Source organism: Nannocystis punicea (assembly GCF_026965555.1).
In the GTDB taxonomy this organism is placed as follows: Bacteria; Myxococcota_A; Polyangia; order Nannocystales; family Nannocystaceae; genus Nannocystis; species Nannocystis punicea.
Window position 1 is genome coordinate 12,287,362 of record NZ_CP114040.1, and the last position, 21,429, is coordinate 12,308,790.

Consider the following 21,429-nt stretch of genomic DNA (forward strand, 5'->3'; position numbering starts at 1 on the left):
ATCCTCAGGGCGGCGGAGGACCCATGTACTCGACGCGGACCATCGCCGCCGCTCGGGCCTCGGGCGCGCCCGGGAAGCTGAGCTGCAGCGCGTACTTGCCCGCATTCAGCAAGCCGTGGCCGATGCGTCCGTCGAGCGAGCCGACTCCACCGGTAGAGAGGCCGGGAGCGCAGCGTCGGAGCGACCCGTGGACTGACCCCGGCTGATCGGCCGTACCGCGCACAGTGAGGTCGTAGTAACCCGGTTCGGCGATCTGGACGACGAACCGGGCGTGCATCTGATGCCCGTCCGGGCGCGTGTCGTCGTAGGTGCCAAAGAAGTAGAGCGACGGGTCCCCGCAGGTCAGCTCGAGGGTCGTGTCGATGAGCCCGTCTCGATCCCAGAGCAGTTCGGAGGCCTCGCCCTCGGCGCACCCGTCCGGTTGTTCGACGGCCTGCACCCCTTCCGTCATCTCCGCGAGAGCGTCGTCCAGAGGGAGGCCGTAGATCGACTCGAACGCGGCGGCGAACTCCTCCGGCCCGGCGTCGCCCGGCACCGTCGCTCGCAGCTCCCGGTACTTCTCGGCGCCGTACCTGGTGAAGATCGAGCCCACGAAGTGCATCGCTCGCTCATAGTCGACTTCGTCGCCGTCGGAGAGCGCCGCCTTGAAGGCTGCGGGGAAGTCCGTCTGCCCCGCCTCGGTCCACCTGTAAGAGCCGAGGTAATCCGCGATGCCCTCGCTCAGGGTCCGCGAACCATCGGCGCCGAGCGCCGGGCTCTCGATGGCGTGCACGAGCTCGTGGCGCTCACGGCGGAGGCTCGACAAGATCAACCCGTCCCCCTCGCTCTCTCGGTAACGGTAGCAAGCGAGGGACGAGTCGCAGGACTTGCTGGCGCCCGGCCTCCAGATGAAGTGGATCCGCCCCTCGGGGACCTCCACCCCGAGCGTCGCCGCCGTCCGCTCGATGAACCGGTCCTCGCGCGCCAGCAGACTCTCGGGGCACTGCAAGCTCACCGTCGCGTCGGTGTCGATGTGGTAGTCGATGTACTTGCTGCTCGCCAGGACGGGCGGCAGCGCGTCGTCATCACCAGCACAGCCCGCGGCACCCATGGCGAGGATCCAACAAACCAACAAACGCATGGTTTTATCCTATGCGAAGCCGACCGGCGACGCGAGCCATCGGGGCGCCGCCGACACGACCCGTCCGGCTCCAGGAGCTGTGACATGACCCTCAGGACATGCTCTTGAGGACGCGCCGCAGCAGGTCGGGCGCGCCGTGGGCGGTGAGGCGGCCGGCGCCGTCGATCTGCAGCTCGACGTGATCGCGGCCGCGCCACAGCGCCGGGTCGGCGTGGCGCGAGGTGAGGTGGACGATCTGCTGGTTGCTCGAGCCGATCCACCGGCGGCCGTCGGCGGGCTCGCGGAGCCGGGCGTCGAAGCGGCCGTCGACGAGGGTGTCGGCGGCCTCGAGCAGCGCGCGCGCCTCGGGCAGGGCCTGCAGCTCGGCGTGGGTGCGACCGGTGAACACGATGGTGCCGAGGCAGAGCGCGCGCGCTGCCCGACACAGGGCGGCGACGGCGGCGGGCTGCTCGCTCGGTTCGCCGCCCAGCACGGTGAGGCCGTCGAGGGCGTGGAGGTCGCGCGCGAGGCGGAGCTCGTCCGCCAGCGTCGCCACTGTGATCGACTCGCCGCCCTCGCGGGCGAAGAACTCGGGGTTGCAACAGCCCGGGCAGCGCAGGCCGCAGCCCTGCACCCACACCGCGAACCGCCGCCCCGGGCCCTCGGCCTCGGTGCACGCGACCCGGGCGGCGACGCGGAGCCGGAGCTCCGCGGAAGGGACGCTCGTGCCTGTCCCTCCGGACATGTCGCTCCGCGCCCCGGATGCGCCTTCGGTCATCTCACTCGTCCTCGAGGAGCGGCTCGGGAGGGCGCTCGTGCCTGTCCCTCCGGACATGTCACTCCGCGCCCCGGATCCACCTTCGGTCATCTCACTCGTCCTCGAGGAGCGGCTCGAGAGGTGCCGCTTCATCGGGCTCGCCCGGGGCGAGCGGCGCCGGGTGCAGGGTGCCGGCGAACAGGGCGTGCAGGTCGATCTCGCGGTGCTCGCCGGAAGGCAGGTCGCGCGGGAGCTCGAGCGGGCCGAACGAGACGCGGCACAGGCCGAGGACCTCGGCGCCGAGGGCGGCGAAGATCCGCCTCACCTCGTGGAACTTGCCGGAGGCGATCGTGATGCTCGCCAGCGCACCTGTCCCTTGGGGCACGTGGAGGCCGGGGTGGACCTCGCCTTCGGCGAGCGGGCGGAGGTCGAGGATCTCGGGGCGGTGGCCGTCGTCGAGCTCGAGGTCGAGCGGCGGCGCGCGCCACGGGCCGGTCAGGGCGGCCTGGTAGGTGCGGCGCACGGCGTAGCGCGGGTGGGTCAGCCGGTGCAGCAGGGCGCCCTCGGTGGTCCACAGCAGGAGGCCGGAGGTGTCGAGGTCGAGGCGACCGACGGCCCGGAGATCGCGCCCGAGCGGCGCCTCGCGGACGAGCTCGTAGGCGGTGCGGTGGCGATCGTCGCGCAGCGCCGTGACCACGCCGACGGGCTTGTGCTGAAGCAGGTGATAGCGGACCCGCAGCGCCAGCGGCTCCTCGTCGAAAATCACCGTCCGCGGCAGGGCGCTGGGCGCGATCTTCAGCCCCGGGTCGCGCAGCGGCTCGCCCTCCGGCGTCCGCACGCGGCCGGCGCGGACGGCCCGGGTCACCTGCCCGCGCGACAGGCCGAGGTTGTGGGAGATGAGGAGGTCGAGCCGCGGCACCCCCGAAGCCTACCTCGCCGCGCTCGCCACACCGACGAAAAGCGCGATAGTCTCGCGGCGCGTGGGTCGCCCCGAGCCGCTCCCCGACGAACGCAGCGTGGTCGAGAAGGCCGCCGCCGGGGACCGCCGCGCCTTCGAGCGGATCTACCGCGCCTACGCGCCGACCCTGTTCTCGTACGTGCTGGTGCCGATGCTCGGCGACCGCGACGACGCCAACGACTGCTTGCGCGAGACCTTCCTCTCGGCGTACCGCCACTTGCCCAACTTCGTGTGGCAGGAGTCGGGGGTCTACCCGTGGCTGAAGACGATGGCGAAGAACAAGGCGCGCGACCTGCTGCGGGCCTCGGGTCGGCGGCAGCGGCTGCGCGGCGCGTTCGAGGAGCACCTCGGCAACGCCGGGGCCGCCGAGCCGAAGAACCCGGCCGAGGAGGAGCTGCAGCGCGACGCCCTGCGGGTCCGCATCGAGGCCGTGCTGGCGGAGCTGAACCCGCGCTACGCCCTGGTGCTGCGCCTGCGCCTGCTCGAGGATCGCCCGCGCGAGGAGTGCGCCGCGACTCTGGATGTGAAGATCGGCACGCTCGACGTGCTCCTCTTCCGCGCGTGCAAAGCCTTCCGCGCCGCGTGCGAAAAACGCGGCCTGCCCGTCACCGCCGAGTTATGACTGTCATGGCCTCGCGTAAGCTTTGTCCGGCAGCCCTCGTTCAGCCACAGACCGCGCCTTCAGGAGGCACGCATGACCGGGTCTGATCCGTCCGCCACTTCCCCCAAGCCCGATATCGACCGCGCCGCCGCGCGCGGCGTCCTCGACCCGGCGTGGGAGGACGAGCTGCGGCGCGGCCAGGAGGCCGAGGGTGAGGCCGGCTCGATCGAGGACGAGCTGGCGATCGTCCACCTGCTGCGCCACGCCAGGGCGCCCGAGGCGCTCACGGCCGGCGAGCTCGACAAGTTGTGGTCGGGCGAACTCGCCCCGGCGCTCACGCCGACGCCGTGGTGGCGTCGCCGCTGGCTGTGGGGCGCAGTGCCCGCGGTCGCCACCGCCGCGGTCGTGCTGGTGGTGATCCGCGGGCCCGAATCCATGCCCGCGCCGGCGTCGAAGGTGGCGACCGCCGAGTCCGCGACCGCCACCGCGGCCCCCGGGCCGAGCACCTCGCAGCTGCTCGCGCAACAGTTCGCCCAGCTCGAGCACGACGCGCGCCGCGACCTCGACGCCCGCGTCGACGACGACCGCGGCGTCCTTCGACATGACCTTTTGGCCATGTCACTCGGAGACAAGCCATGACGCGCCCCACGTGGATCGCCACGCTCCTCGGCGCCGTCGTCGGCGCAGGCGTGATGCTGGCCGGCCTGGCCCAGGCCGGGCGGCTGGCGCCGGCGCCGCGGCCCGAGGTCCTCGTCACCCTCGCCCAGACCGTCGACGCCGAGCACCGGCGGGTCGACCTGCTGCTCAAGCAGCGCGACTTCGCCGGCGCGATCGCGGCGCTCGAGCAGATGCGCACGATCGCCTGGCCCGAGGCCGCGGTCGCCGGTGACGCCGCGGCGGTGCTGCGCCACGACGTCTACGGCCGCCTGCTCCGGCTCCGCCTCGACCACCCCGACGTCGACCCGAAGGTCCCCGACGCGCTGGCCGAGCTGGTCGGCGAGGGCCTCGGCGCCGACTACAAGTCGATCGCCACCAACGCGTTCACCGCCCGCCTGGTCGGCCTGCGCGGCGAGATCGCCGAGAAGCAGGGCCGCGACGGCGACGCCCTGCTCGCCTACGAGGAGGCCCTCGACATGAACCGCGCGCTGCTCCAGCAGGCGCTCGCCGGAGCCGCGCCATGATGACCAGGCCTGTCCGTTCAGACCTGTTCCTTCAGACCTTGCGTTTCAGCCCTGTCGCAATGAACATGTCCCTGCGAACACTCTCGCTCGCGCTCGCCGGGCTGGCCCTGACCGCGTGCGCCAAGAAGGCGGCCGAGCTGACGCCCCCGGAGACCGCGGCCGACGTGGCGGCCGCGCCGGAGGACATCGACGCGCTCGAGGCCCAGCTGGCCGCGCGCGAGGACCAGCTGCGCGCGCTCGGGGCGGGCCCGCCCCCGATGGCGGGCGGCGGCGAGTCGGCGCTGGCCAAGCGCGAGGAGCTCGACGCCGACGCGCAGTCGGCCGGCGACGTGACGACGAAGAAGAAGTCGGCGGAGCAGCAGGTCGCTGCCGAGGCGCCGCAGCCCTCGGCGGCCCCGGCCCCGGCGACCGAGCGCGCCGGCCCGTCGCCCGTGGCAGGCCGCTGCGAGTCGGTCTGCGACATCACGACGTCGATCTGCCAGCTGCGCGACCACATCTGCGACCTCGCGCCGCGTCACGCCGACGAGCCGCGCTACCAGCAGGCGTGCGAGCGCGCGAGCACCGACTGCGAGTTCGCCACGGAGGCTTGCCATGCGTGCGCGTGAGCTCGCAGGCGCCTCACTGATGGCGCTGGTCGCCGCCTGTGCGTCGCAGGACGCCGAGCGCGTCGCGACCCCGGCCCCGCTCGACGCCCCTGCCCCGCTGCCCGCGGAGCTGCAGGAGGAGGCCGAGCGTGACAACACCAACGACGAGCTCGGCTTCGCGGAGTACGAGCGCCTGCTCGCCGACAAGGAGACGCGCCTGCAGGCGGCCGGGGTGTTGCTGACGGCGCGCGAGCCGGCGCTCGGGGCCGAGATGAAGGGCGACGCCCGGTTCGCCCAGCCGCCGCCTCCGCCCGCGCCCGGGCCGCGCGGCGGGACGGTGACCGAAGAAGAGCGCGCGGGCGGGGGGGCAGCGGCGAAGGCCAAGCGCCCGCGCAAGGACAGCGGACGGGCTGCGGACGCGGCGAGGGCCGGCGAGGCCCCGGCGCCCGCCCCGATGGCGCCGAAGGCCGCGACGACCTCGAGCACCCCGGCCACGCGCGACAAGAACGTCCAGTACGAGGCCAAGCCGGCCCGGGGCGACGCCGAGGGCTTCGTCGCCGCCAACGACGAGGCGCCGACGAACCGCTGCCAGAACATCTGCGACCTGTCCGCTGCGACATGCGAGCTCGAGGGCAAGATCTGCGACCTCGCCGCCCGACACTCCGAAGATCCGCGCTACGGCGACCTGTGCCGGCGCGCCGACGACGACTGCCGCCAGGCTGCCGAGGCCTGCCAGCGCTGCTCGCCGTGAATCACGAGCTATAACGATCGCAATTGTTGTGACATGTCCCGAGGGACATATCACAACAGCGCGGCGTCACCCGCTGACGTGCAAGATCTGCTCGACCGTGCGGCGCAGCGACTGCAGTGTCGGCGCCTCGGCCTGCGAGACGCGGAACAGCAGCACCTCGGCCTGCTCGGGCTGGACCGGGAACAGCCGGGTGAAGCGCGGGCGGGCCTCCGCGAGCGCGGCGACGGCCGCCTCGCTGAGGCCCTCGCCGCCGTGGCGGGCGCGCAGGAACATGTACGCGAGCGTCGTCATCGGGTAGATGGCCAGCCCGAGGCCATGCGCCACCAGCCACATGCGCTGCAGCGCCTGGCCGCCGCGGAAGAAGTCGTCGGCGCTGACGCGCGGCATCGTCAACAGGCCGACCGCCGACGCCGAGGCGATCGCCTTGGCGGCCGACTTGCGCAGGCCTCGTCCGCCGCCGAGGGTCCGCAGCAGCACCAGCGCGTCGCGTCGGCGGCACATCGACAGGCCGGCGCGGTCGGCCGCGCTGAGCTCGAGTGAATCGATGTAGATGCCGTCGCGGGTGACCTCGGCCTCTTCGGGGGTCCAGCGGACCTCGCGGAACATCTCGCGGTTGAGTCGGTCGTCGATGATGCGCTGCTGGTCGCCGATGCCGACGAGCTCGGCGATCTCGGCCAGCTCGGCCTCGCCGCTGACGAACAGCAGCTGCGCCCCGGCGACCGAGCCCGCGGCCGTGCGCAGCGCGTCCTGGTGGGCCGGGTCGAACGGCACGCGGGCGGAGGTCTTGCGGTTGGTGTGGCGCACGCCGAGCGCTGCGGCGAGCTCGTCGTGCCAGTGCGACACGGCGCCGGGGCCGGCGGCCGGGAGGCGCTCGAACACCGCCGCGAGGTCCGGCTCGTCGGCGCTGGGGAACGCGAGCTGCGACAGCTCGAGCCCGCGGGCGTGCGCGGCCAGCCGCAGGCTCTCGGCGGCGGCGCCGAGGGCCGCGACGCCGCCGAGGGCGCGGAAGTCGGCGAGGCTCTCGGAGCGGGCGCGCTCGTGGAACAGGAACAGCCGACCGCCGCGCAGCAGCCAGCGCCACGGCTGGGTGTTGCCGCCGGAGGGAGCCCGCGCCGCGACCTCGACGAGCTCGCGCGCCAGCTCGGGCGCCCACGCGAGCGCGGCCGGACGACCGTGCGACCAGCGATCGGCGGCGCGCTCCATGCCCTCGGCGGTCCACTCGGGCACGTGGACGTCGAGCGGCATGTCGGCGCCGCTCGGCGGATCGTTGGGGACGATGTTCTCGATGTCGGCGATGAAGCGCCCCGAGTAGTTCATCTGCCCGAGGTTCATGCGCCGGACGATGTCGGCGGCCGCACCGCCGCCGTAGACGACGCACGAGCCGAGCTGCGGCCAGGTCTTGATGGTCGACTCGATCTCGATCATCGACGTGACCATGCGGCTCGACATGGTGCCCTCGCCGATGATCTTGAGCACGTAGGGGATCTTCTCCTCGGTCGAGAGGTTGGCGATCCGCTCGGGCTCGATGTTGCCGACGAGGCCGTGGAAGATCGGCCGGGTCGGCTCGAGGTCGAAGCGCTCGACGTCGATGAGCGAGCGGTCGCTGGTCTCCATCAGCACCGGGATCTTGTGCAGCCTGGCGGTGACCCGCAGCTTGAGCTTGATGTCGATGCTGTCGCACTCGTCGATCAGCACGTCGAGCTTGCCGCCGCGGAGGAGGAACGCGCTGAGGTTGTCGTCGTGGACGCCGACGGGGTAGAGCACGACCTTGAGGAAGGGGTCGATCTCGGCGATGTCGCGGGCGGTGATCAGGACCTTGGAGACGCCGAGGTTGTGGACGGAGCTGCGGATCCGGTTGAGGTTGGACAGGTCGAGGCGGTCGAAGTCGGCGAGGCGGATCTCGCCGACGCTGCGCTCGAGCGCCATCGTCGTCGCCACTGTCTGACCCACCGACAGGCCGACCACGCCGACCCGCTTCCTTGCCAGTCGCGCCTGCTCCTCGGGCGTCAGCTTGTACTTGTTGCGATTGGTCCGCAGCTCGATGAACTCGGCCTCGTCGAGCAAGTGCACCAGCCGGACCGCCCACGGGTAGTAGACCCATACGCCGTACTCGTCCGGCGCCGTCTCGCCGAGGTACAGACGCACCCGCTCTCGCGCCGCCAGATCGCTGATGCGCTCGCTCGGGTTGCGAGTGCGGATCAGATCGATGAGCTGCTCCTCGAGGGCGTCGTAGACCTGCATGCCCGGCATCTCGTCGAGCAGCTTCGACAGTGAACGCCGGTCCTCGCTCACGCTCAGGCGAAAGAGCTGAGGTCGCCACGCCTCGCACTCGTATCGCGCCTCCAGCAGCCTCTTGCCCAGTCGGTCCCCTGTGTCCACGTGCTCTCCCGCCGCTGCTGTCGCGCCCGTGCGGCCCGTTCTCCCCGCCATGATAGGCTGGGCTCGTCGCGTCGATCCACCGCAGCCCGTGCGCTCGATCGCGCTCTTGAGGGCGCTGCGAGCGCGTACCTGGAGCCGCAGCCCGCTTGCGGGCGGTAACGCTCCGCAGCGCCGATCCGCAGGGTCCTCATGACATGCCCTTTCCGGCATGTCGTAAAGTACATGTTCTAAAAAACAGTCTCGAGGTCGCTTCGGGCGCGAAGTGCGCAAATCCCGCAGCGTTTCCAGAGGCGCGAAACCGCGCACCATCGGCAGCGCCGGCCCGGCCTGCTTGGTCTATACTCTCGCTGGCTCCGCGGGGTCCGCACCGCCCCGCGTCGCCCAGAGAAGCGCGCCCATGTCCCCCCCTTCGATGGCCTACTCGCTCTACCATACGGTGCTGGTGGCCGTGCACACCAAGGACAACCCGACCGACGAGGAGTGGAGCGGGTACGTCGACTTCGGGCGCAAGCAGATGGGCAAATACACCAGCTCGCTGGTCATTTCGGAGGGCGGGGGCCCGAACGCGACCCAGCGCGGGGCCATGAACGACCTGCTCGAGGCTAACAACTTCAAGGGCAAGGTCTCGGTCGTCACGCTGAACCGCCTCGTCCGCGGCATCGTCACCGCGCTCAGCTGGTTCAATCCCAACGTCAAGGCGTTCACGACCGTGCAGATCCCCGCGGCCATCGAGTACCTCGAGATCCCGAGGGACCACCACGACCGCCTGATGGCGGAGATCAAGCGGCTGCGCGACAAGGTCGGCATCTCGAGCGCGATGACCTAGCAGCCCGACGGCGCAGCGGCTGGCCGCCTCGCGGGCACGGCGAGCGCGAGCGGTCCTGCGAACCACATCGCCACGCGAATCACAGCGAAGCGCCGGGTCGCGACGGACTCGCGCCCGAGTTCGACGATCGCGAATCACTGCGCACGAGCGAGCCGGCGCGTCACGAGGTCGTCACGCCGGGTGCTCGGCCTGCACGCCGCCGAGGTGCTCGTTCGCCGAAGACGACGAGACGGGGACGTGCTCGCTGGGCTGGACGGGCACGTGCTCTTCGGTCTCGGGCGACCAGAAGATCGGGCAGTGCATGCGCAGCGCCTGGCGGAGGCCGAGGATCCGCCACTTGTGCTCGGGCTCGGCGGTGGCGAGGCGGACGGGGTCGAGGAGGATGACCTTCGAGAAGTAGCGGGCGTCGGGGTACGAATGCACGCCGAGGCGCGGCTCCGCGGTGAATCCGATCGGGGCCCAGTGGTTCACCACATAGTGGTGCGAAAGCGCGATCAGCAGGTTGGTCTCGCACAGCGGCGCGGCGGCCACGGCCGTGCGTACCAGCGCATTGCTCAGTTTGGTGCCGCGATACCGCGAATAGGCCCACAGGCCACACACCTCGGCGACACCGTGCTGTCGCCGGCTCTCCAACAATCGTGCGAGCTGTGACAGTTGCGAGAGCGTGTGCTCGACCGGCAACTTGGTGCCGGGAAAGCTGAGGTGCAGTCGCAACCCCCCGACCATCGCCCCCGTCTCGTCGCGGGCCACGAAATACACCACGCGACCGCTCAACAGGTCTTCCTGGGCGACCTCGCTGACCGCCGCTTCCGCCGAGAACTCCTCGTAGCAAGCCCGCTGGGCCTGCGAGAACTCGTCTACCACGGACGGCTCAAGATGCGGGTTCACCAGGGAGAGCGACAGCATGTGTGGAACCACCGTCCATGTGTGGAAAGGGCGCGGCAACCCTCACAAGCACGCAAAACCCTGTTTGCCTCCCGCCACCGCATGTTCGGTCGAGAGTACGGGAATCACCTGGCAGTGTCAAGACGCGCTGCTTTCTTGCACATGCAGCAAATGTGTGCTGCGATACACAAATTGCAAAGAGTTTGCGGTCTTTTGGCCCCTTCTTCGAGAAGGACACCGTGTTCACGTCGCGGTTGGTCGGAGCGCATCACGGCGATTTCTTCTCGGGAAGCGGCGCAGAGAACACGGCATCGACCGGTCTGCGTAAGGTCCGCAACGGCGCGGGGTCTGCGTAGGAGAGGCGAAACAGCAGGATCTCGACATCGGCGAGCGCGACGGTGAAAGCGCGAGTGAAGCGCTCGCGCATCTCGAGGAAGCGCTGAATCTCGCGTTTGTCGAAGCCGCCGCCGTGGAAGCGCTCGACGCGGGCGAACATATCAATCAGCGTGTTGAGCGGATGGACGGCGACGCCGAGCGCGCTGGCGGTGAGCCACAGCTGCTGCATCGCCTGGCCCCCGCGGACCAGCGCCGTCGGCGATTGGCCGGGAATCGTGAGCAGGCCGACCGCTGCGGATGAGGCTAGGGCCTGAACCGAGGACATCATCAGCAAGCGCCCACCATTCGTGTCTCGTAGCACCTTGGCGACATCGGTGGAGCGGAGTAGTTGAAACGCCGCGAAGTCCATCGGTGTCACTGCCAGTGCCTCGACGCGAATGCCGTCCTGGGTGTCGTGGGCCTCGGCCTCCGACCAGCGGATCTGCCGCATCGTGGGGCCGTGCAGCGTCGGGGTGAGCAGCCGCAGTCTCTCGGCCTCACCGATCAGTTGGCCGAGCTCGCCGAGCAGCGCGCGGTCTGTACAAAGTTGCAGCTTCGCCCCGCTGTCACGGGCGGCCGCCGTCAACGCTTGCACATGCACCGGCGACAGGTGCGCACGGGTCCCCAGGCCACGGTTGGTGTTTCGCCGGGGGATTTCCTCGAATAGGGGGTCGTCGGCCGGTCCGCCGGCGCGCAATCCCAATCGCACCTCCGCGACCAGGGACGGGTCCTGCTTGCCCGGGAACAGCTGAATGTTGGCCTCGCGACCTTTGACCCCGGCGGCGATCTGCAAATTGGCCAGCGCCCCGCCGATGGCCACCAGCGCCCAATGGCGGCCGATCTCTTCGCGCCCGCCGCCGCGCTCGGCGTCGTGGAACACGCGCAGCACGCCGTCGCCGTACTCGAATCGCCACGGCTGGTCGTTGCCGTGCGACGGCGCCATGATCGCGTACTGCACCAATTCACGCACCTCCGCGATGTCGCGGAGCCGGCGCGGGTGGGACGCGTCGGGCAGCGGCGGCGAGGTGACCTCGGCCAGCTGCGAACTGACATCGATGTAGACGCGGCCCGAGGCGAGCGGCATGCCGAGGGCGAGGCGGCGGACCGCGGTCGTCGTGGTCGCGCCGCCGAGCGTCACGTCGGAGCCGAGCTGCGAGAAGCCCTTGAGCGTGAGGTTGAGCTCGAGCAGCGACGCGGCCAGCCGCGGCGAGATGGTGTGGAGGCCGGCGATCTGCAGAATGAGACCGAGGCGCGCCGGCGGCGGCAGCGTGTTGACCTGGTCGGAGGTCACGCTGCCGACGAGGCCGTGGAGGATCGGCCGGTCGGGCTCGAGGTCGAAGCGCTCGATGTCGAGCATGCCGCGGTCGCTGGTCTCCATCAGCACCGGCAGCCGGCGGGCCCGCGCCTCTTCGCGGAGCTTGAGCTTGATCTGGATGCTGTCGCACTCGTCGATGACGATGTCGGCGCGGTCGCCCGGGCCGGTGCCGTCGATGAACTCGCCGATGTTGTCGGGGGTCACGCCGTCGGTGAACAGCACCAGGTTGGCGTACGGGTTCTGCTCGTAGATCTGGCGCGCCGCGATGATCGCCTTGTTGAGCCCGAGGTGGTGCACCGCGCAGCGGATGCGGTTCATGTTCGACAGGTCGAGAGTGTCGAAGTCGGCGAGGCGGAGCTCGCCGAACACGCCCTCGAGCGCGAGGGTGACCGCGACCGCGTTGCCGACGCTGAGGCCGGCCAGGGCGATCTTGATCTTGCGCAGCCGAGCCTGCTCCTCGGAGGTGATCTTGTTGCGGTTGCGATCGCTGCGCAGCTCGATGAACGGGTCGGGCGGCAGCAGGTGGACCATGCGGCGCGACCACGGGTAGAAGGCCCAGCGCCCGTAGTCCTGCGGCGTCTGCCCGGCGAGGAGGCGCACGATCTCTTGCGCGACCTCGTCGTCGGTGTAGTTCTTGCTCGGCGTCCGCGAGCGCACGAGGTCCTTGAGCTGGGCCTCGAGCATGTCGTGGATGTACACGACCTCGCCGTCGTTCATCAGCTCGTCCATCGCCTCGGCCTCGGCGGGCACGGAGCGATCGAAGATCAACGGGAACCACGACTCGCGCTCGGCGGACGCGAGCACTTCACGCCACGGAGCCAGAGTCTTCGGCAAACGGCGCGCTGGCATCGACGGCTCCTCAGGCAACGCGGCGCGTGTGCTCGGCTCGCAACGCTTCGACGATAGCGCAAGGCGCGCGAAGTCGACAAGGGCGGCGCATTGCCTTCACTTCCCGACGTGTCGTAGCGATTTCACGGTTCATGCGGCGGCGCTCCGGACGGCTGCCAGCAGCGTCGCCGCGCGCTCGCCGATCGCTGTGAGATCTCCGGCCTGCACGAGCGCCGGGGAGAACAGCGGCGTCGTGAAGCCTACGCCGACCGCGCCGGCCTGCAACACCGCGGCGGCGTTCGCGGCGTCGACCCCGTTGGTCGGCACGATGTTCAGGAACGGCATCGGCCCGAGCACCGAGCGAACGAACGCCGCGATGTCGCCGGGCGACGGGAACAGCTTCTGCGCCGCTGCGCCGGCCGCGTGCGCGCGCCACAGCTCGGTCGGGCTGAAGCAGCCGGGCACCGCCGCGGCTCCGAGCGCGCGCGCACGGGCGACCACGCGTTCGTCGATCACCGGCGAGACCAGGAAGCGCGCCCCGGCGCGGACCGCCTCGTCGGCGCTCTCCGGGTCCATCACAGTGCCGGCGCCGACGGTCAGGCGCGCGTCGCGGGCGAACTCCTCGATGAGGCTCGCAGCCCCGGGCGTCGTCATCGTGAATTCGAGGACGCGGAACCCGGCCTCGACCGCGGCCCACATCGCCGCCGCCGCGTGGTCGCGGCTGGTCGCGCGCATGATGGCGACCGCGCGGTGCTGGGCGAGCGCCGCGGTGAAGGCTGTCTCCGAGGACATGCTGGTGCCATCGTAGGCCAACGGCCGCTCGCGCCGCAAGTTCGCCGCCGGACCGAAGCCGGGGTCAGCCCGAGGTGAAGCGCACCCGCTCGGCCGCGGAGGCGACCGCGCCGCCCCGGTCAGCGGCGGTCACGCAGGGTGTGGCGCGGTGCGCCTCGCGACTGCGGAGGCCCTCGCTTCGGCCCCGCGGCGGCAGCCACGGGTCTCCGGCGACCGGACGCGCCGCCGCGGCCCGCAAGCCCGGCGCTTGCCGAACCGCGGGCGACGCCGCAAAAGCAGCGGCGCAGTGATCCCGCTGTACGACACGATCCCCAGTCGCCACCCCGCGGTCGCCAATTGGTTGCTGATCGCCGCACATGTCCTTGTGTTCATGTTGGAGCTGGGCCTGTCGGAGCCGGCGCTGCTGCGCGTGCTGTTCGTGTTCGGCATGGTCCCGGCCGAGCTCACCGCTGGCCCTCCGGCGCCCTACTGGTCGCCCCTCACCGCCGTGTTCTTGCACGGCGGCTGGCTGCACCTCATCGCCAACATGTGGATCCTGTGGATCTTCGGCGACAACGTCGAGGACCGCATGGGCCCGGCGCGGTTCGTCGCCTTCTACCTCGCGTGCGGCGTGTGTGCCTCGCTCGCCGAGCTCGTCGCCCACCCGACCTCGACCGTCCCGGTCATCGGCGCCTCGGGGGCGATCGCCGGGGTCATGGGCGCCTACCTGGCGATGTACCACCACGCGCGGATCGTCCTGCTCGTCCCGCTGTTGTTCTGGCCGCTGTTCGTCCAGGTGTCGGCGCTGTTCTTTCTCTTCTACTGGTTCCTCGTCCAGGTGATGAGCAGCAGCCTCGAGCCGACGCTGGGCGGCGTGGCCTACTGGGCCCACATCGGGGGCTTCGCCGCCGGCTTCTTCCTCCACCGCCTGTTCATCCCGCCCGGCGGGCGCGCCCCGTGCGACGACGAGGGCCCGCTCGCCCGCGCCTGGGAGCGCCCGCAACGCGGAGGTCGCCGTGTCCGTCTCTGAGATCTTCTGGCTGTTCTTCATCCTCGTCACCCTGCAGCCGGCGCTCAAGCAGCGCCTGCTCGACGCCTCTCGCGCGCGCATGATCGGCACCATCGAGCGGCAGCGCGGCTCGCGGGTGATCTTGCTGGTCCACCGGCAGGAGACCATGAGCCTGCTCGGCTTCCCGCTCATGCGCTTCATCGACATCCAGGACAGCGAGGCCGTGCTGCGCGCGCTCGACCTCACCGATCCGAGCATGCCGATCGACCTCGTGCTGCACACGCCCGGCGGCCTGGCGCTCGCGGCCTCCCAGATCGCGCGGGCCATCCACCGCCGGCCCGGCAAGGTGACCGTGTTCGTGCCCCACTACGCGATGTCCGGCGGCACGCTGATCGCCCTCGCCGCCGACGCCATCGTCATGAGCCCGCACGCGGTCCTCGGCCCGGTCGACCCCCAGATCGGGGCCAACTCCGCCGCGTCGATCCTCACCGTCGTGCGCGACAAGCCGATCAAGGATGTCGACGACCAGACGCTGATCTGGGCCGACCAGGCCCGCAAGGCGCTCGAGCAGATCCGCGAGCTCGTCCGCGAGCTCACCGCCGCCGACCGCGACACCGAGACCGGCCGCCGCCTGGTCGAGCTGCTGTCCGAGGGCCACTTCACCCACGACTACCCGATCACCGCCGGCGCCGCCCGCGACCTCGGCCTACCTGTCTCCGAGGACATGCCCCCGGAGTTCATGCGCCTCATGGGCCTCTACCCCCAGCCGACCCGCCAGCGCCCCGCCGTCGAGTACATCCCCTCGCCCTACCGCAAGGTCGACGAGCGCTGACTGCATCATTTTTAAAGCAGCCATGTCCCTTGGGACATGTTGACGCGAGGCGCCTCACGGGCCCGGGCGCGTCATGTCCTTGGGACATCTTGACTCGGTGCTCCCCACCCTCGGGCCCGAGTCTGATCCATCACATGTCCCTGCGGACATGTCGACCGTGCTCCGGCTCAGCGCGGTCGCGCGAGGTCGATCTGGACGCCCTCGCCCGCTCGCTCGCGCCAGACCAGGACCTCTCGGCCGCGCGCATCCACTGCGGCATCGACCTGTCCCTCGGGACACTTGATTCGCCGCACCTCGGGACAACTTGTCAGCCGCGAGCCGCCGCGGTTGGCGACGCGTCGCCGTCCGCCCGCGATCGCCTGGTCTTTTCACCGCGCCGCTCCCGGTCCGGCGCTTGCACAAGGCGGCGCGCCCATGCGATCGTGGACCTTCCTGTTCGTCGCGCCGAGCGCTTCGTGGTGGCTGTTTCAGTCCTTCAGGCTGACGCGCGCGATCGCCAGGCTCCCGCGGGTCGCCGACATGCCGCGCGAGACCAGGCCCGCGTGGCATCGGCTGTCCCTCGTCGTCCCTGCGCGCAACGAGTCGGAGCACCTCGCCAGGGCCGTGCAGAGCCGGCTCGCCGAGGGCTATCCCGAGCTCGAGGTCGTGATCGTCGACGACCGCAGCGACGACGACACTGGCGCGATCGCCGATCGGCTCGCGGCCGGGGACAGCAGGATCACCGTCGAGCACGTCGACGCCCTGCCGGAGGGCTGGCTCGGCAAGGTCCACGCGATGCAGCGCGGCCTCGATCGCGCCACCGGCGAGTGGATCCTGTTCAGCGACGCCGACATCCACCTCGCGCCCGGCACCCTCGAGCGGGTGGTCGCGTGGGCCGAGCGCGAGGGCGTCGACCACGTCGCCGCGCTGCCGTCGATGACCGCCACACGCACGCTCGAGCCGACCCTGGCCGGCTTCTTCCGCATGTTGACCACGCTCCTGCCGCTGACCGCAGTCGCCGATCCGGCAAGCAAGACCGCGGCTGGTTCGGGCGCCTTCAACCTCGTGCGCCGCAGCGCGCTCGACCGCAGCCCCGGGCTCGAGTGGCTGAAGATGGAGATCGCCGACGACTTCGCGCTCGGCGTCATGCTCAAGCGATCGGGCGCGCGACAGGCGATGATCGTCGGCGGCGAGTTCGTCCGCCTCGAGTTCTACCCGTCATTCGCCGTCCTCCAGCGCTCGCTCGAGCGGACCGGCGCCAACGAGCCGGTCCTGATCGTCATCGCCGCGATCGCCGTGCTGGCCGCGCTCGAGCTCGGGTGGCTCGTCGGCTTCGCGCACCCGGGGCCCGCGAGCTGGCTGGCGCTCGCCACCTTCGTCGTCGCCGCGAGCACCCAGGTCGCGGTGGGCCGCTGGCTCTCCATGCCGCGCTGGCCCGCGGTGCTGCCCGGGGCGTCGATCATCCCGCTCGGCTGGGTGCTGATCCGCTCGGCCGTGCTCGCGTGGCGCCGCGGAGGCGTCGTCTGGCGCGGCACCTTCTATCCGACGGCGGTGGTACGGGCGGGGATCCGCCTCGGTCGGCATCAGCCGAAGATGGGCAAGATCCGCTCCTCGTAGAGCGAGTCGAGCATCGACTGCATCGTCTGCTCGACCTTGTCGTAGACGACGGGCGCGCGCTCGGCTGCCTCGACTTCGCAGCAGGTGCGGTCGTGCAGCTGGAGCGGTTCGCCGACCTGGAAGGTGATCTTCGACGGCAGCGGCAGATAGGGCAGCGCGCAGGTCGGCCCGAACAGGAGGCCCCAGGGCGCGGCGAGGATGATCGGCAGGGAGCTGATCCGGGCCCACTTCTGGGTCTGCATCAGCCGCGCCAGCCGGTGCCCGCGGGTCAGCACGATCATCGTCTCGTGGCTGCCGGCGCTGACCACCGGGACGATCGGCACACCTGCCCGGAGAGCCAGGCGCGCGAAGCCCTGGCGCTGGGCCAGGACGATCCGCCGGCGGTCGCGGAACGGACGCATCGACTCGACGTCGCCGCCGGGGAACACCAGGACCTTGTGCCCCGCCTCGAGCAGCGAGCGGGCCTGGCCCTTGCGGGCGCGGATGATGCCGACCGACTCGAGCAGACGTGCCACCCGCTTGATGCGGAACAGGATGTCGTGGGCGAGGACGAAGATCGGCTTGTCGTAGCCGCGCTGGCGGTAGTACTCGACCAGGAACAGGCCGTCGACCGGGTTGAGGCCGCCGTTGTGGTTGGCGACGATCAGCGCCGGACCGTCCGGCACGTTCTCCACCCCGCGGACCTCGCAGCGGTGGTAGCGAGACAACAAGTCGAAGCCGGCCACCGCCGAACGCAGTGCCGAGCGGCACACCCCCCCTCCGAGAGCGCCGGAGGGAGCGGCTGACGTCACGTCAGGGGCGGCACGCAACGGTCGGGGGGGCGTTCCCTCAGCCTGCGGCGCGAAGCCCTCGAGGGGGTATGGTCGTGCTAGGCGGATGCTCGAAAAGTGTCATGACCCGGGGCACACGTCGAGCAGTGCTGTGAAGCATCCTGCGCAGGCAAGCGCCGCGCGAAATCGAGCACGCGCCGGGTCAGCGCAGCGGGTTGCTCCATGAAGCCGATGTGACCGAAATCGGTGAATTCCTCGATCTCGGCGTGCGCAGGCAGATTTTGCGCGAAGAAGCGATAATGCGCGCGCGGCAAGATCCGCTCCTCGCGCCCCCACACGAAGAGCACGGGCATGTGGAGGCTCCCGAGCTCGGCCGGCGTGAGGAGCACGGAGGGAGAGATCTCTCCGAGCAGCTGGCGCAGCTGCGGGTGGTTGAAGCGCTTGCGGAGGTTGTGCGCGATCGGGTGACGCATGAGGGGCGGCACCTTGGCGAACACGTCGTCGACGAATTCGAGCGCCTGGCCGTAGGTGTCGATGCGGAACCGGTCGAGGAAGGCCGCGTGCTGGGCCGGCGGCAGCGGGGCCCCGCCGGGCGAGACCAGCGCCAGGCCGCGGACCATGTGCGGGCGCGCCAGGGCGTAGCGGATCGCCACCAGGCCGCCCATCGAGTTGCCGAGGATGAGCGCCGGCTGGTCGAGCACCCGGTCCAGGGTCTCGACCAGGGCGTCGAGCAGCACCGTGGGCTGGTCACCCGGCCGCAGCAGCGACGAGAAGCCGTGGCCCGGCATGTCGGGGGCGATGACCCGGCGGACGTGCGGCTGGAAGCGCTTCAGCAGCCCGCCGTAACAGGTGGCGTGGGCGGCGAGCCCGTGCAGCACCACGATCGGCGGCAGACCGCCGCCGCCGACGCCGTCCAGCACATGGATGTCGCCGACGCGGGTGGCCACGTGGCGGCTCTTCAGGCCGGAGGCGTTGAGGACACGACGCGCGAGTCTCTCGGGCAGGGTCAGCATGTGATTAGGAGACTTCAGAGCCCCAGGAAATGTCCACAAAGCGGCAGGCTCAGACCGTGCTGGGGATCACAGCCCGGCTGCGAACCCCCCTGCGCAGGCGCGCACGCGGCCGCGCTCCGCCCGACCCCCCGTGACCGCGGGCATGGCCTGTCCTTACAGACAGATTACGACCGGTTCACCGGCGCGCCCGCGACCCGCGCGCGGCAGCCGCCCTCACCGCGGGGGCCGCGCTGCCGGCCGACGGCGCGGCCCCTGGCACCCACATGACTCTTCGGACATGTCCTCGGGGGCTGCTTGACGCCCTCGTCCGCGCGCGCGTAAAACCCGGCGCTCGCGCCCATGAAGCTCGTCGACGTGACCGAGTTCTACTCCCAGCGCGGCGGCGGGGTGCGCACGCACCTGACGGAGAAGGCCGCCGCTGCGGCGCGTCGGGGTCACGAGCACCTGGTCTTCGCGCCAGGTCCGCGCCACGCCTCGGACCCGGGCGTGCGCTACATCCCCGGGCCCTCGCTGCCGTACGACCCGACCTATCACCTGCTGTGGCGCGTCGGCGCGGCGCGTCGGCAGCTGCGGGCCGAGCGGCCCGACGTGCTCGAGATCCACTCGCCCTACATCGCCGCGATCGCGGCGCTCGGCCTGAAGCCGGGCGAGTTCGGGGTGCGCACCTTCGTCTGGCACGCCGACTTCATCGACACCTACCTGCGCGGCGGCCTCGAGCGGCGCCTCGCCGTCCTGTTCCGCGGCCGCGCCCCGCGGGCCGCCGATCGCCTGGTCGAGCCGCTGTGGGCCCACGTGCGCCGGATCGCGGCGGCCTGCGCCATGACCGTGGTCGGCTCGCGCTGGCAGAAGTACAAGCTCGAGCAGCACGGCGTCGCCCGCGTCGAGCACATCCCCTTCGGCATCGAGCCCGGCCGCTTCGCCCCCGAGCGGCGCAGCGAGGCCCGCCGCCAGGAGCTGCTGGCCGGCCGCACCGGCCCGCTGGTGCTCGCCATCGGCCGCTTCGCCGTCGAGAAGCGCTGGGACGTGGTCGTCGACGCCTACGCGCGGCTGGCCGAGCGCCGGCCGGGGGCGGTGCTGGCGGTGTTCGGCGACGGTCCCGAGAGACATGTCTTCAAGGACAGGCTCGGCGCGCGCGACGACGTCCGCGTCCTCGGCTTCGAGCGCGACCGCGACCTGCTGGCAGTGACGCTCGCCAGCGGCGACCTGCTGCTGCACGGCTGCCCGTACGAGACCTTCGGCCTCGGGATCGCCGAGGCGATCGCCAGCGGCCTGCCGGTGGTGGTGCCGGACGCCGGCGGCGCGGCCGAGCAGGCGCCGCCCGAGAGCGCGGTGCAGTACCCCGCGGGCGACGTGGCCGCCTGCGTGGCCGCCGCGGAGGCGCTGCTCGCCGTCGATCCGTCCGAGCTGCGGGCCTGCGCCGCCGTCGCCGCCCGCCGCGTGCCCAGCGTCGTCGACCACTTCGACGCCCTGTTCGGCCGCTACCGCGAGCTGCTGGCCCGCTGAGGCGCTGCTGACCCAACAGGGTCGCAGACACGGCGTCAACGCGCCTGCGAGCAGCGGTGACATTCGGACACGAGACGTTCCTCGCCGGACCCGCGGCCCGCTGCATCGACGCGCCCGCCAGCTGCCGTGACTCTCGGACCCGAGAAGTCCGACGCGCCCGCCAGCGGCCGTGACTTCGCACCGAGAAGTCCGCCTCGCCGGACCTGCTGCCCCGCGTCACTGCGCTCGCTAGCGGCCGTGACTCTTGGACTCGAGATGTCCGCCTCGCCGGACCTGCCGCGCACCGTCGACGCGCCCGCCAGCAGCTGGACTCGGATGCGAGAAGCTGGCCTCGCCGGACCCGATGCGCGCCGCGTCGACGCGCCCGCCAGCGGCTGGGACTCTCGGACTCGAGACATGCGCCTCGACCGGACCCGCGGCGTCGACGCGCCCGCCAGCGGCTGTGACTCTCGGACTCGAGAGGTCCTCGTCGCACCCGCTGCGCGCCGCGTCGACGCGCCCGCCAGCGGCCGTGACTTCTGACTCGAGGAGTCGGCCTCACCCGAAGAAATGCGCTCCGCGTCACTGCGCCACGGCCCGCCGGGCCCGCGTCTGCCGCCGCGACGTTGCGAGCGCCTGCCCGGCGTGCCAGCATCCGCGCGTGCCGGTCCACGTATCGATCCACGACGTCAGCCCCGCCTGGGCCGCGGAGGTCGACGCCGCCTTGCAGGCGTGCGCCGAGGTCGGCATCAAACCTGGCCTTTTGGTCATCCCGAACTACCACGGCGCCTGGCCGCTCGACGAGCACCCCGCCTACGCCGAGCGCCTGCGCGACTGGCAGGCCGCGGGTCACGAGATCTTCCTCCACGGCTACTACCACCTCGCGGGCGCGGGCCGGCGCGCGTCCGCAGCGGCCGGCAACGCGGCCCCGCGCGGGCTCCGGCGCTTGTGGGCGCAGAAGGTCGTGTCCGGCGGCGAGGCCGAGTTCAGCGACGTCGACGAGGCCGAGGCCCGGCGCCGCCTCGACGACGGCGAGGCCGTCCTGCGCCGCGCCGGCCTCGAGCAGCTCGACGGCTTCATCGCCCCCGCGTGGTCGATGCCGCCGTGGATGTTCGCCGTCCTGCGCGAACGCGGCTACCGCTACACCGAGGACCACCTGCACGTGTACGACCCGGCCGCCGGCGCCCGGCGGGCCAGCGTCGTCCTCAACTACGCCAGCCGCACGCCGGCGCGGCTGTGGTCGAGCCTCCTTTATTGCCGGCTCGCCCGCCCGGCCCGGCGCCTCTTGCCCGCGCGCGTGGCGATCCACCCGGCCGACATGCGCCACGCGGTGCTGCGCAAGGAGATCCACGGCCTCCTCCGCTGGGCCGTGCGCGACGCGGTCGTGCCCGCGCGCGCCCTCGTCGAGGCCTGAGCC

Annotated in this window: 20 protein-coding genes; 11 read left to right on the forward strand and 9 right to left on the reverse strand. The window is 71.5% G+C overall.

The features are described from left to right. Positions 1 to 4: 4 nt before the first annotated feature. From O0S08_RS47280 to O0S08_RS47290, 3 genes are all read right to left on the reverse strand, one after another. Positions 5 to 1,120, reverse strand: a complete 1,116-nt coding sequence (locus tag O0S08_RS47280) for a hypothetical protein (RefSeq protein ID WP_269036144.1) — start codon at positions 1,118 to 1,120, stop codon at positions 5 to 7. A 91-nt stretch (positions 1,121 to 1,211) separates the two neighbouring features. Next, entirely contained in the window at positions 1,212 to 1,877 is a 666-nt protein-coding gene (locus O0S08_RS47285; RefSeq protein ID WP_269036145.1) for a 4Fe-4S single cluster domain-containing protein, read from the reverse strand. A gap of 91 nt (positions 1,878 to 1,968) precedes the next feature. Beyond that, positions 1,969 to 2,775 (reverse strand): pseudouridine synthase, encoded by an 807-nt coding sequence (locus tag O0S08_RS47290; RefSeq protein ID WP_269036146.1) that lies wholly within the window; start codon positions 2,773 to 2,775, stop codon positions 1,969 to 1,971. A gap of 61 nt (positions 2,776 to 2,836) precedes the next feature. Between O0S08_RS47290 and O0S08_RS47295 the strand changes: the two genes are divergently transcribed. The 5 genes from O0S08_RS47295 (at position 2,837) to O0S08_RS47315 (ending at position 5,931) form a co-directional block, all read left to right on the forward strand. Next, positions 2,837 to 3,436, forward strand: a complete 600-nt coding sequence (locus O0S08_RS47295) for an RNA polymerase sigma factor (RefSeq protein ID WP_269036147.1) — start codon at positions 2,837 to 2,839, stop codon at positions 3,434 to 3,436. A gap of 72 nt (positions 3,437 to 3,508) precedes the next feature. After that, positions 3,509 to 4,054, forward strand: a complete 546-nt coding sequence (locus O0S08_RS47300) for a hypothetical protein (protein ID WP_269036148.1) — start codon at positions 3,509 to 3,511, stop codon at positions 4,052 to 4,054. Further along, on the forward strand, positions 4,051 to 4,596 hold the full coding sequence (locus O0S08_RS47305) for a YfgM family protein (RefSeq protein WP_269036149.1): 546 nt from the start codon (positions 4,051 to 4,053) through the stop codon (positions 4,594 to 4,596). Before O0S08_RS47300 ends, O0S08_RS47305 begins: the two co-directional genes overlap by 4 nt. Positions 4,597 to 4,661: 65 nt before the next feature. Further along, on the forward strand, positions 4,662 to 5,201 hold the full coding sequence (locus tag O0S08_RS47310) for a hypothetical protein (protein WP_269036150.1): 540 nt from the start codon (positions 4,662 to 4,664) through the stop codon (positions 5,199 to 5,201). Further along, positions 5,188 to 5,931: a hypothetical protein gene (locus O0S08_RS47315; RefSeq protein WP_269036151.1), complete on the forward strand. Its 744-nt coding sequence runs from the start codon at positions 5,188 to 5,190 to the stop codon at positions 5,929 to 5,931. The genes O0S08_RS47310 and O0S08_RS47315 overlap by 14 nt, the downstream gene beginning before the upstream one ends. Before the next feature lie 66 nt (positions 5,932 to 5,997). On the opposite strand, the gene O0S08_RS47320 is transcribed toward O0S08_RS47315, so the two are convergent. Further along, entirely contained in the window at positions 5,998 to 8,310 is a 2,313-nt protein-coding gene (locus tag O0S08_RS47320) for an Rv1355c family protein (protein WP_269036152.1), read from the reverse strand. Positions 8,311 to 8,707: 397 nt separating this feature from the next. Here O0S08_RS47320 and O0S08_RS47325 point away from each other — a divergent pair, with 397 nt between their 5' ends. Further along, entirely contained in the window at positions 8,708 to 9,136 is a 429-nt protein-coding gene (locus O0S08_RS47325) for a hypothetical protein (RefSeq protein WP_269036153.1), read from the forward strand. A gap of 171 nt (positions 9,137 to 9,307) precedes the next feature. On the opposite strand, the gene O0S08_RS47330 is transcribed toward O0S08_RS47325, so the two are convergent. The 3 genes from O0S08_RS47330 to O0S08_RS47340 form a co-directional block, all read right to left on the reverse strand. Next, a complete protein-coding gene (locus O0S08_RS47330) occupies positions 9,308 to 10,042 on the reverse strand; it encodes a CoA transferase family protein (RefSeq protein ID WP_269036154.1) in 735 nt (244 codons plus the stop codon). Positions 10,043 to 10,289: 247 nt separating this feature from the next. Continuing rightward, a complete protein-coding gene (locus O0S08_RS47335) occupies positions 10,290 to 12,560 on the reverse strand; it encodes an Rv1355c family protein (RefSeq protein WP_269036155.1) in 2,271 nt (756 codons plus the stop codon). Positions 12,561 to 12,689: 129 nt separating this feature from the next. Continuing rightward, positions 12,690 to 13,331 (reverse strand): bifunctional 4-hydroxy-2-oxoglutarate aldolase/2-dehydro-3-deoxy-phosphogluconate aldolase, encoded by a 642-nt coding sequence (locus O0S08_RS47340; protein WP_269036156.1) that lies wholly within the window; start codon positions 13,329 to 13,331, stop codon positions 12,690 to 12,692. A 286-nt stretch (positions 13,332 to 13,617) separates the two neighbouring features. Here O0S08_RS47340 and O0S08_RS47345 point away from each other — a divergent pair, with 286 nt between their 5' ends. The 3 genes from O0S08_RS47345 (at position 13,618) to O0S08_RS47355 (ending at position 16,747) form a co-directional block, all read left to right on the forward strand. Beyond that, positions 13,618 to 14,340 carry a rhomboid family intramembrane serine protease gene (locus O0S08_RS47345; RefSeq protein WP_269036157.1) on the forward strand — a complete coding sequence of 241 codons (723 nt, stop codon included), beginning with the start codon at positions 13,618 to 13,620 and terminating at the stop codon, positions 14,338 to 14,340. Beyond that, the gene (locus O0S08_RS47350; protein WP_269036158.1) at positions 14,327 to 15,151 is read left to right on the forward strand and encodes an SDH family Clp fold serine proteinase; all 825 of its coding nucleotides are present in this window, start codon (positions 14,327 to 14,329) and stop codon (positions 15,149 to 15,151) included. Before O0S08_RS47345 ends, O0S08_RS47350 begins: the two co-directional genes overlap by 14 nt. Before the next feature lie 414 nt (positions 15,152 to 15,565). After that, positions 15,566 to 16,747 (forward strand): glycosyltransferase family 2 protein, encoded by a 1,182-nt coding sequence (locus O0S08_RS47355; protein ID WP_269036159.1) that lies wholly within the window; start codon positions 15,566 to 15,568, stop codon positions 16,745 to 16,747. Here the strand turns inward: O0S08_RS47355 and O0S08_RS47360 are convergent. Both O0S08_RS47360 and O0S08_RS47365 read right to left on the reverse strand, forming a co-directional pair. Continuing rightward, positions 16,714 to 17,472, reverse strand: a complete 759-nt coding sequence (locus O0S08_RS47360; RefSeq protein WP_269036160.1) for a lysophospholipid acyltransferase family protein — start codon at positions 17,470 to 17,472, stop codon at positions 16,714 to 16,716. The genes O0S08_RS47355 and O0S08_RS47360 overlap by 34 nt on opposite strands. A gap of 143 nt (positions 17,473 to 17,615) precedes the next feature. Further along, positions 17,616 to 18,530, reverse strand: coding sequence for an alpha/beta fold hydrolase (locus O0S08_RS47365; RefSeq protein ID WP_269036161.1), 915 nt, complete (start codon positions 18,528 to 18,530; stop codon positions 17,616 to 17,618). A 339-nt stretch (positions 18,531 to 18,869) separates the two neighbouring features. Between O0S08_RS47365 and O0S08_RS47370 the strand changes: the two genes are divergently transcribed. Both O0S08_RS47370 and O0S08_RS47375 read left to right on the forward strand, forming a co-directional pair. After that, positions 18,870 to 20,033: a glycosyltransferase gene (locus tag O0S08_RS47370; RefSeq protein ID WP_269036162.1), complete on the forward strand. Its 1,164-nt coding sequence runs from the start codon at positions 18,870 to 18,872 to the stop codon at positions 20,031 to 20,033. A 640-nt stretch (positions 20,034 to 20,673) separates the two neighbouring features. Further along, on the forward strand, positions 20,674 to 21,426 hold the full coding sequence (locus O0S08_RS47375) for a DUF2334 domain-containing protein (protein WP_269036163.1): 753 nt from the start codon (positions 20,674 to 20,676) through the stop codon (positions 21,424 to 21,426). The last annotated feature ends 3 nt before the right edge of the window (positions 21,427 to 21,429 follow it).